At 60.7% G+C, this 9,551-nt stretch carries 7 protein-coding genes; 5 read left to right on the top strand and 2 right to left on the bottom strand.

Features of this window, described 5'->3' with window-relative positions:
• Window positions 1-50 precede the first annotated feature (50 nt).
• Entirely contained in the window at window positions 51-677 is a 627-nt protein-coding gene (locus NW855_RS04690) for a nitroreductase family protein (RefSeq protein ID WP_099812400.1), read from the bottom strand.
• 271 nt (window positions 678-948) lie between these two features.
• Here NW855_RS04690 and dapA point away from each other — a divergent pair, with 271 nt between their 5' ends.
• Together dapA and NW855_RS04680 are read left to right on the top strand one after the other, a co-directional pair.
• The gene (gene dapA, locus NW855_RS04685) at window positions 949-1,905 is read left to right on the top strand and encodes a 4-hydroxy-tetrahydrodipicolinate synthase (protein ID WP_049749712.1); all 957 of its coding nucleotides are present in this window, start codon (window positions 949-951) and stop codon (window positions 1,903-1,905) included.
• A gap of 253 nt (window positions 1,906-2,158) precedes the next feature.
• The gene (locus NW855_RS04680; protein WP_099835632.1) at window positions 2,159-4,009 is read left to right on the top strand and encodes a ribonuclease J; all 1,851 of its coding nucleotides are present in this window, start codon (window positions 2,159-2,161) and stop codon (window positions 4,007-4,009) included.
• Between the two features lie 17 nt (window positions 4,010-4,026).
• On the opposite strand, the gene NW855_RS04675 is transcribed toward NW855_RS04680, so the two are convergent.
• A complete protein-coding gene (locus tag NW855_RS04675) occupies window positions 4,027-5,004 on the bottom strand; it encodes an SGNH/GDSL hydrolase family protein (RefSeq protein WP_414508414.1) in 978 nt (325 codons plus the stop codon).
• Between the two features lie 202 nt (window positions 5,005-5,206).
• Between NW855_RS04675 and NW855_RS04670 the strand changes: the two genes are divergently transcribed.
• The 3 genes from NW855_RS04670 to purD all read left to right on the top strand — a co-directional run bounded on the left by NW855_RS04670 (window position 5,207) and on the right by purD (window position 9,146).
• On the top strand, window positions 5,207-6,496 hold the full coding sequence (locus tag NW855_RS04670) for an HD domain-containing protein (protein ID WP_414508413.1): 1,290 nt from the start codon (window positions 5,207-5,209) through the stop codon (window positions 6,494-6,496).
• A gap of 113 nt (window positions 6,497-6,609) precedes the next feature.
• Window positions 6,610-7,770, top strand: coding sequence for a glycosyltransferase (locus NW855_RS04665; protein ID WP_414508412.1), 1,161 nt, complete (start codon window positions 6,610-6,612; stop codon window positions 7,768-7,770).
• Window positions 7,771-7,850: 80 nt separating this feature from the next.
• Window positions 7,851-9,146 carry a phosphoribosylamine--glycine ligase gene (gene purD / locus NW855_RS04660; RefSeq protein WP_414508411.1) on the top strand — a complete coding sequence of 432 codons (1,296 nt, stop codon included), beginning with the start codon at window positions 7,851-7,853 and terminating at the stop codon, window positions 9,144-9,146.
• The last annotated feature ends 405 nt before the right edge of the window (window positions 9,147-9,551 follow it).

Below are 9,551 nucleotides of genomic sequence, written 5' to 3'. Positions count from 1 at the left end.
CAGAGCGGGGCTTCCAGGACTACGTCCCGCTAGCGCGAACGGCGGATTAGCTAAAACTCCCGCCCTCGCCCAAAGGCCAGAACTTCATCCACCCCCAAGCGAGGCTTGCGCGGCAAGTTGCCGGGCGCAGGGTAGCCCACCGCCAGCAGCATCACCGGCACGTAGCGATCGGCAATCCCAAACTCTCGCTTGACCCCTTCAGGGTCAAAGCCGATCATCGGCCCGCTCACCAAACCCTTCGCCTGCGCCGCGATCATCAGTGCCATGGCCGCCAGCGCCCCGGAGCGAATCGCCTCGTCCCGCGCCAAGGTGGGGTTGTTGGCGTAGGTGGCTTGGGCCATGCTTACCCAACTTTCCGCCCGCTCAGGAGGGAGGATCCCGGCGGCAACGGCCCTTTGGGCGATCTCAGGCAGCTTCTCATAGCCCTTCAGATCCCCCAAGATGATAAACACCACCGCCGCATCCGCCACCTTCTGCTGGTTGTAGGCCAGGGCCTTGAGGCGCTCTTTATCTGCAGGATCGGCGACGGCAACAAACCGCCAATGCTGGATGTTGAAGGAAGAGGGGGCTTCCGTAGCATAGGCAACCAGCTCTTGGATCTCCATCTCCGATAAAGAGCGGCTGGGATCGAACTTGTCGGCGGAGATGCGCGCTTTTAGGGCGGCTAGGGCGTCCATCGCAATCCTCGAAGCTCAAAGGTCGAAAGCAAGAAGGCTGCTGACCCCACGACTGGAGGCAGAGTTGGTGAGCAGCCGTACATTCTGGGTTCAAACGGTCTGCCCTCTCTAGGTTATCTCCTTTTTAGCCGGTCTGAAGCAACCGGTGAGCCGGGCCTTGGCAAGCAGCCCCCTCGGCCAAACGGGATCCCTGGCCCAAAGGCAGCTATGATAAGGGGATAATCAAGGCTCTAGCCCGCAGCATTGGATTTTGCGGGGTCACAGACCGGCGATGGCGAGCGGTGTGGTTGATGGGGAGAGGCAACCTGTGAATTTCGGTCGCGTGCTGACGGCAATGGTGACTCCCTTTACACCTGAGGGGGAGCTTAACTACGAAGAAGCCGCTCGTTTGGCCGATTACTTGGTAACCCATGGCAGCGATGGTCTCGTGGTCTGTGGCACCACCGGCGAGTCTCCCACCCTAACCTGGCAAGAGGAGTACGAACTGTTCCGCGTGGTGCGAGATGCGGTGGCCGGTCGGGCTAAAGTTATCGCCGGGACGGGATCCAACTCCACCCGCGAAGCCATTGAAGCCACCAAAAAAGCTGCCCAATTGGGCTTGGATGGCTCTTTACAGGTGGTGCCCTACTACAACAAACCCACCCAAGCTGGCCTCTATCAGCACTTTAAGGCGATCGCCCAAGCCAGCGACCTGCCCATCATGCTCTACAACATTCCTGGTCGGACGGGGGTGAGCCTGCAGCCGGAAACTGTGGCGAAATTGGCGGAGTTGGAAACGATTGTCGCCATCAAGGAAGCTAGTGGTATAATGGACGCAGTCTCGGAAATTCGGCGGCTCACTCCCTCACATTTCGGCATCTACTCAGGAGATGACTCTCTGACATTGCCGATCCTATCTTTGGGAGGCAGCGGTGTGGTCAGTGTAGCTAGCCACTTAGTTGGGCCGCAACTGCAGGAATTGATTCAAAGCTACAGCAGGGGACAACACGACCAAGCCTTGACTTATCATTTGCGTCTGTTTCCGCTGTTTAAGGCTTTGTTTATTGAGACCAACCCTGTTCCGATCAAAGCAGCGCTAGAGATGCAGGGTTGGCTAGTGGGGCAGGTGCGCCCTCCGCTGGTGCCTCTCCAGGGCGGTTCTTTACAGGTTTTACGGCAAGTGCTGCAAGAAATGGGCCTCCTGGCTGAAGCGCAGGGATCCGAACGAAGGACGGCGAAGGCTTCATGATTCGATTATTTTCTTAGGTTTTACCTTTACCATGACGAGAGTTTTTTAAGGGTTAGGGGGTCTTCTGTGGCGTTTGAGCTGTGATTAAGACAGTTTTCCTTCTAATTTTTGCTTTTTCCCAACTGGGAAAGAGGTAAATTGCAACAGCGGAATCCGCCTTTTACCTATGACCTTGCGGGTAAGTTTGCTGGGATTTGTCTATACCAGTTTTCGTCTGTTGTTTGACTGTCACTGTTGAGGATCTAAAGCTAGTATGCCAACACCACGTACTTCGATCGCTTCCCGTCCTGCGGCTTCGGCAGCTAAGCCCACTTCCTCTCTGCAGATGATCCCGCTAGGAGGCGAGCGGGAGATCGGCAAAAACACCTGGGCCTTCCGCTACGAGGATGACATCATCCTGCTGGATGCCGGTTTGGCTTTTCCCGATGAGAGCATGCACGGCATCAACATCGTGCTGCCGGACATGACCTACATCAAGCAAAACCGGGACAAGGTGCGGGGGATGGTAGTTACCCACGGCCACGAAGATCACATTGGCGGGATCCCGTATCACCTACGAGAATTCGACATTCCGGTTATCTATGGCCCGCGTTTGGCGCTGGCGCTGCTGGAGGACAAGCTGCGCGAGGTGGGGCTGTTGAACCGCACAGAATTGCGCCCGGTCGGGCCGCGAGATATCGTGCCCCTGAGCAAGAACTTTTTTGCCGAATTCATCCGCAATACCCACTCTTTTCCCGACAGCTTCACGGTGGCTCTGCACACGCCGGTGGGTGTTGTCATCCAGACGGGCGACTTCAAGATCGACCACACACCGGTGGATGGGGAGCGCTTCGACCTGCAGCGGCTGGCCGAGCACGGGGAAAAGGGGGTGCTGTGTCTGATTAGCGACTCCACCAACGCCGAGGTGCCCGGGTTTACTCCTTCCGAAGCCTCGGTAGTGCCAGGCCTTACCAAGGCGATTGCGGGAGCCAAGGGACGGGTGATCATCACTACCTTCGCTTCTTCGGTACATCGCCTCAACTTGGTGTTGCAGATTGCTGAGCAGCAGGGCCGGGTGGTGTCTTTGCTGGGGCGCTCGATGTTGAACGTGGTGGCTCACGCGCGGCGCCTGGGCTACATCCGCTGCAAGGACGAGACGCTGCAGCCGATGCATGTCATCAACAGCCTGCCGGACGACAAAGTGATCATCCTCACCACGGGATCCCAAGGCGAGCCGCTGGCTGCTCTGACCCGCATTGCCAACGGCGAGCATCCGCAGTTGCAGATCAAGCCAGGAGACACGGTGATTTGGTCGGCCAACCCCATTCCCGGCAACACGCTCGCAGTAACGCGGGTCATCGACAAGCTGATGGAGCTGGGAGCCGATGTCATCTACGGCAAGGACAAGGGGCTACACGTCTCCGGCCACGGCTGTCAGGAAGACCAAAAGCTGATGATCGCCCTCACGCGCCCCAAGTTCTTTGTTCCTACCCACGGGGAGTACCGCATGCTCGTCAAGCACGCCGAAACGGCGATGAGCATGGGGATCCCGCGGGAAAACATCGTGATCATCGGCAACGGCGATGTGGTGGAGGTGAACCAGGAGCGCATTGCCATTGTAGACAAAGTGCCTTCTGGCCTGCAGATGATCGCCGCTTCCCACGATGGGGTGGTGATGGACGAGATGCTGCAAGAGCGCCAGCAGATGGCCAAAGATGGCATGCTGACGGTGGTGATCAGCTTGGATGGCAGGGGCCAGTTGCTCTGCACGCCGCAGGTGCAAAGCTTGGGCCTAGCAGGCGAGGGCACCTCTCTCAAGGGATCCGACCTGAAACCCCTGCTGGAGGACACCCTCAAGCAAGCTTGGCCGCGCTTTGCCCGCTCGCTGGAGCGGGGCAGGCTGGATATTGACTGGGCCGGCCTCAAGGCAGAAGTGGAGCGGGTGGTGCGCCGCTTTGTGCGGGAACAGTTGCCCGGCAAGCCGACGGTGCTGGTTTTTGTGCAATCGCCTGAGGAGGAGTCTGTACCTGTAACTGCTCTGCCCACAGGGGAGACGAAGACAGAACAGGAACGGATAGCCCTGGGGCGGCGGCGGCGCTCCTCGGCGGCGGTGGCGGCTTCGTAAGACCGGGTGGCTGGCGCTCAGGTCTCCTCCTTCTTCCCTGGGCCGGGGGGGTTGAGCTCTGCTGCCGGAAAGCTGCTGGAAGAGAGCTCTGCCTTGCCAAGGGCGGCCAACGCTTCGGGAGAAAGGGATCCCACGTCGCTAAAGGGCGGGCAGCGGTTTTGGGGCGGAACGGGCTGCTGCAGGGCTCTCAGGAAGGCCTCGGCCAGGTCGGCGTAGCCCCGGTCGTTGGGGTGGAAGCCGTCGGCCAGCAGGCCGGGAAAGAAGGATTCGCGGCGGTAGGAGCGGGGATCGCAGAGCAAGTCCACCACCGGGATCCCTTGCTGGCTCAAGGGGTTGATGGCCCGTTGGCTGAGGCCGACGGAGACCAGAGCCAGCAGTCGGCGCAGGCTGCTGGGCTGCTGCTGGCCCAAGGGGATCAGGGCAAAGTTGGGCAGGTTGGCCACTGCCAGGCGGGCTTGGGGGGCGCGGGCGTGCACCGCCTGCAGCAGGGTTTGGTAGTCGGCGGCAAATTGTTGGATCTGGCGCTCGACAAAGGGCAAGGGATCCTCCCCCTGCAGGGCCCGTTGGGCGGCGGCAAAAACAATGGCGTTGGTGTCGTTGCCGCCCACCCAGATGGTGATTAGGTCAGCATTGGGAGGGATGCGCGGCACTTGATCCTGGAGCAGGTTGGCCGGGATCCCTTCCCGCAGGGCTTGCATGGCCGGGCTGAGCACCGCTCCCGAGCGGCCCAAGTTGATGAGCTCCACCGGGCCGGGCAGCAGGCGGGCCAGGCGAGGGATATACCCCGTTCCATTGGGGCAGTCCAGGGGTTCTGAGCGCTGCGGACGGGTGCCGGCCGCGTTGGCCGGGCCATCGCAGGAGATGGAGGCGTTGAAGCCGACGGCATCGCTGGCTCCCAGGGCAACGTAGCGGGTGAGGGCGGGTGGGCCGGGCACAGCAGGCAGAGGGGATTTCGAAGCGGCAGAACAGGCGGCTAGCCCTGATCCGAGCAGCAAAATTAGGATTGAGAGGAGGAGCAGCCCAGCCGTCTGAGGGTCTGGAGGTCGGTTTTTTCGGTATCTGGACGCTTGCATCTGTCGGCAAAGAAAGCAGGTGCAAGGGGGTAGCTTTGGAAAGACTGGGCAGGGGTCGGGCGGGGCGGGAAGCCCCCCAGACAGGCTAACCAAAGATCGGCCAATCGGCGAGTATGGTGGGAGTATGGCGCTGCGCTTTTGCAAGTCCCGCACCTACCACGATCCCCTGCACGGCGCCATCAGCCTGGATGGCGGGGATCCGGTTGAGGCGCTGCTGATTCGCCTCATCGACACACCGGCCTTCCAACGCCTGCGCCGCATCCGCCAGTTGGACACCGCTTTTTTGACCTTCCACGGGGCCGAGGGATCCCGCTTTACCCACTCGGTGGGGGTGCTGCAGGTTACGCGGCGGCTGCTCGACAAGTTGGCCCGCCGCTACCCGGAGCTGCGCCCCTACCGCGCCGTTACCCTGGTTGCCGCCCTGCTGCACGACATTGGGCACCCTCCTTTTAGCCATGCAGGGGAGGAGATTTTTGGCTGCCGCCATGAGGTCTGGACGGCCCGCATTGTACGCGAGGATCCCCAGGTGGCGACTCTTCTGGCGGAGTTCGACCCGCAACTGCCCGCTCAACTGGAGCAGGTGTGGCAGAAACGCTTCCCCCTGCCGCTGGTGGGGCAGCTCATTGCCAGCCAACTGGACTGCGACCGTTTTGATTACCTCATGCGCGACAGCCTGCTCACCGGCGCCCAATACGGCCACCTGGATCTGGATCGCATCCTCACGGTGTTGGACTACGACCCGGAGACGGGATCCCTCTCCATTCCCGCCCGCAAAGGCCTGGGGGCCATCGAGCACTACCTGGTGGTGCGCTATTTCATGTACACCCAGGTGTACCAGCACCCCAAGAGCCTCTGTGCCCGTTTTATCTTGGAGCGGCTATTCAGGCGGGCAGAGGCGCTCCTGCAAAGGGGGGAGATTGAGCTGGATCCCATCCTCAGCGCTTGGTGCTGGGCCTCGCTGGCGGCTCAAAAAGGGGATCCCTTCGAGTTGCCGCTCCCCCTCTACTTGGCTGCCGACGATATCATCTTCAGCTACCCCATGCGCCTCTGGGCCATGTCGGGGAAGGATCCCATCTTGGCGGATCTGTCGCGGCGCTACTTGGAGCGGGATTTGTTCAAGGCCCGCAACATTACCCAGTTGTCTGAGGAACAACGCCAAACCCTGGTGGCCGCCGTGCAGGCCAAAATGCTGCGGGATGGGCTGGATCCTGAAAGCTATTTGGGCATCCGCTCTGCCCATGTCCAGGGCTATAGCTTTTATGACCAAGGGATCCAGCTCAAAACCGAGCGTGGCTATGAAGAAATTGCCCATCTTTCCCCTTTTGTGCGTGCCTTGGTGGAAACCCAGCGCCAGGTCTGGCTAATCTTTCCCCGGCCCTATGGCGATATCGTAGAAGGGGTTTTGTCTGCCTAGAAAATCATTGGGCCATCCCAGAGCTAGAGCATTAGAGGTGGGAATCTGTTCCTGAGCACATCTAAACAACGAGGGAAGCAGGAGTGGGGATCCGAGAAATCCTAACGGGGGTATTGTCCTTAACAGCTTTGGCGATTGCCCTAGTGGCTCTGCAACTGAGGCGAGCGTTGCGGGCTTCCCCCTGGCTGAGGGATCCCCCGGCGGAACAGGCAGGGGAAATCGCGGCCGGGATGGAGCGGCTGGCGGTGATCGTGCCCGCCTACAACGAGGCCGAGAACGTGGTGGGCTGCCTGAGCAGCATTCTGGACAGCACCTCTGCCCCTTTACAGGTGTGGTTGGTGGACGATGAATCCACGGATGCCACTTGGGAGCTGGCCCAAGCCCTGGCTGCCGAACGGCAAGATCCGCGCCTACACCTGCTCAAGGGGGATCCCCGTCCCAAAGGCCAAAGGTGGGTGGGCAAAAACTGGGCCTGTGCCCAAGCCGTCGCCCGCGTAGAAGCCGACTACTTGCTGTTTCTGGATTGCGACGTGCGGCTGGGATCCGGTGCCATTGAAGCGGCCTTAGGACATTTGCTGGCAAGCGGCAGCGGCTTGGTGAGTGTAGGGCCGCAATTGGTGTGCGGTTGCCTAGCGGAGTGGCTGGTGCAACCCATCATGATGACCATCCTGGCGGTGGGTTACAACTTTGCCGCCGTGAACGATCCCGACAACCCCAAAGCCTTTGCCTTTGGTCCCTTCCTGCTGTTTCGCCGCTCCGCCTACGAGCAAGTGGGCGGGCATGCCGGAGTGGCCGATGTGGTGATCGAGGATGTGGCCCTGGGGCAACGGATCAAAGCCCAGGGGTTGGGCCTGCAAATTTGCCTGGGGGGGCCGCGGGTGCGCAGCCGCATGTATGCCAACGGGGCTGCCCTTTGGGAAGGGTGGACCAAAAACTGGTTCCTGGGCCTGGAGCGCAACTGGGCCTTGGCGGTGTTGGCAATGGGTACGGTCTTGGGGATCTGCAGCTTGCCCTGGTTGGGGGTGATCCTGGCTGGGGCTACGGGATCCCTGGAGGTGCTGTTGGCCAGCTTGGCAGGGATCCTGGCCCAATTGGCCATCCGGCTTCTGCTCCGGCATTGGGCGCATCTGCCCCTCTGCTACTGGTGGCTAACGGCAGTGGGGGGTTGGGCGACAGCGGCCATCATCTTGGCTTCGGCCATCCGCACCACCACCGGCCGCAACTGGACCTGGCGGGGCCGTTCTCTCGCCGTCCAGAGTGTGCCAACACCCTAGAAACGGGGCAAGAACATGGTCTAATGGGGGATGTTCGGGAGACAGGCAAGCTGGGTTTAGAAACGGTGGAATAACACACTATGCAGGCTCTGGTCATCGGATCGGGGGGACGAGAACACGCCCTGGCCTGGAAGCTGTTGCAGTCTCCCCAGGTTACTCGGATCTACTGTGCCCCCGGCAACGGCGGCATGCAGCAGCTGCCCCGCTGTCAATCCGTGGCTTTGGCGGCTACCGACATTGAAGGCCTGGTGCGGTTTGCTACCGTACAAGGGATCCGCCTGACGGTGGTAGGGCCAGAGCTGCCCTTGGTGCAGGGGATCGTGGACGCCTTCCAGGCAGCAGGGTTGCCCATTTTCGGGCCTAGCCGCGCCGCTGCCCAACTGGAAGGAAGCAAACTCTGGGCTAAGCAATTGATGCAAGAGGCGGGGATCCCGACTGCTCGCGCTACCGGCTTTGCTGAGCTATCTGCCGCTGTGGCCTATCTCGACTCCCAGAGTTTCCCAGTGGTCATCAAAAAAGACGGACTGGCTGCCGGCAAGGGGGTAACCGTTGCCCAAAACCGGGAAGAAGCCGTGCAAGCCCTGGAAGCAGCCCTGGCCAAGCCGGGCGATCAGGTGCTGATCGAGGAGTTTATCCCCGGCCAGGAGGTGTCGGTTTTGGCTCTAACCGATGGCCAGATCTGTGTGCCGCTGCCACCTGCCCAGGACTACAAGCGCCTTGGCGAGGGCGATACTGGCCCCAACACCGGCGGCATGGGAGCTCATGCCCCTGCGGATCACCTGGTCACTCCAGAAGGGTTGGCCCGCATCCAAACCCAGATCCTGGATCCCACCCTGGAGGCTTTGCAACGGCGGGGCATCCGCTACCAGGGGGTGATCTATGCCGGTTTGATGATCACGCCCAGTGGGGATCCCTACGTGTTGGAGTACAACTGCCGCTTTGGGGATCCCGAAGCTCAGGTCATCCTGCCCTTGCTGGAAAACCCTTTGGACGAGGTGCTGCTGGCCTGTATAGAAGGACGGCTGGCCCAAATCCAGCTCAAATGGAAACCCGGCTATGCCGCCTGCGTGGTGATGGCAGCCCCAGGCTATCCCGATGCCTACGAGCGAGGGATCCCCATCTCCGGCTTGGATGCAGCTGCCACCACGGGGGCGTTGGTGTTTCATGCGGGTACCCGCCAGGCAGGCAAGCAGCTCCTGAGCGATGGCGGGCGCGTTCTCTGTCTTACCGGCCAAGGGGCAACCCTACCCGAGGCCCTGCGCCAAGCCTACGCAGCTGTGGAGCAAGTGCAGTTTCCCAAGGCCTACTACCGTTCTGACATCGGCAGCCACGCCCTGGGGCCTGCCGTCCGCCGAGGAGTGATCCCTACCCCATAAAGCCATCCCTTGCCCTCTCAGCTGCAGCCGGATGGAAGAAGCCCCAGAGGGGTCGCTCCTCCAGGGCCCATAAAGCAGCTTTGAAAAAAGCTTTGATGCTTAGACGATAGCGCTTTCGGTAACCAGACGGCAACAGTGATATCAAAAGCTCAACTTTACTTTAGATTCCTTAACAATAGCCCTCTGCTTTGACTAGGCACGGATATTGCTGAGCTGAGTCTCTCCCCTCTCGAGGGGGATCCCCCATTAGCCCACTTGAACTGTTGCGGACCCGGATCCCCTAGAGCAGGCATTTCCTCTCCCAGGGTGGAAGAGGGGTTGGGGGTGGTCGTCTGGGGCAGCGCATGGCAGAGGAGCATGACTCTAGTCAATAATAAGCTCAACTATACTGAAAATAATGTATAA

The sequence above is a fragment of the Synechococcus sp. RC10B2 genome (genome assembly GCF_047502635.1).
This window is presented reverse-complemented; position numbering and strand designations above follow the sequence as displayed.

What these genes read in the sequence shown, in the direction of transcription:
- dapA (WP_049749712.1), top strand. Translation starts at nt 949, where the DNA reads ATGGCGAGCGGTGTGGTTGATGGGGAGAGGCAACCTGTGAATTTCGGT.
- NW855_RS04690 (WP_099812400.1), bottom strand. Translation starts at nt 677, where the DNA reads ATGGACGCCCTAGCCGCCCTAAAAGCGCGCATCTCCGCCGACAAGTTC.
- NW855_RS04670 (WP_414508413.1), top strand. Translation starts at nt 5,207, where the DNA reads ATGGCGCTGCGCTTTTGCAAGTCCCGCACCTACCACGATCCCCTGCAC.
- NW855_RS04680 (WP_099835632.1), top strand. Translation starts at nt 2,159, where the DNA reads ATGCCAACACCACGTACTTCGATCGCTTCCCGTCCTGCGGCTTCGGCA.
- purD (WP_414508411.1), top strand. Translation starts at nt 7,851, where the DNA reads ATGCAGGCTCTGGTCATCGGATCGGGGGGACGAGAACACGCCCTGGCC.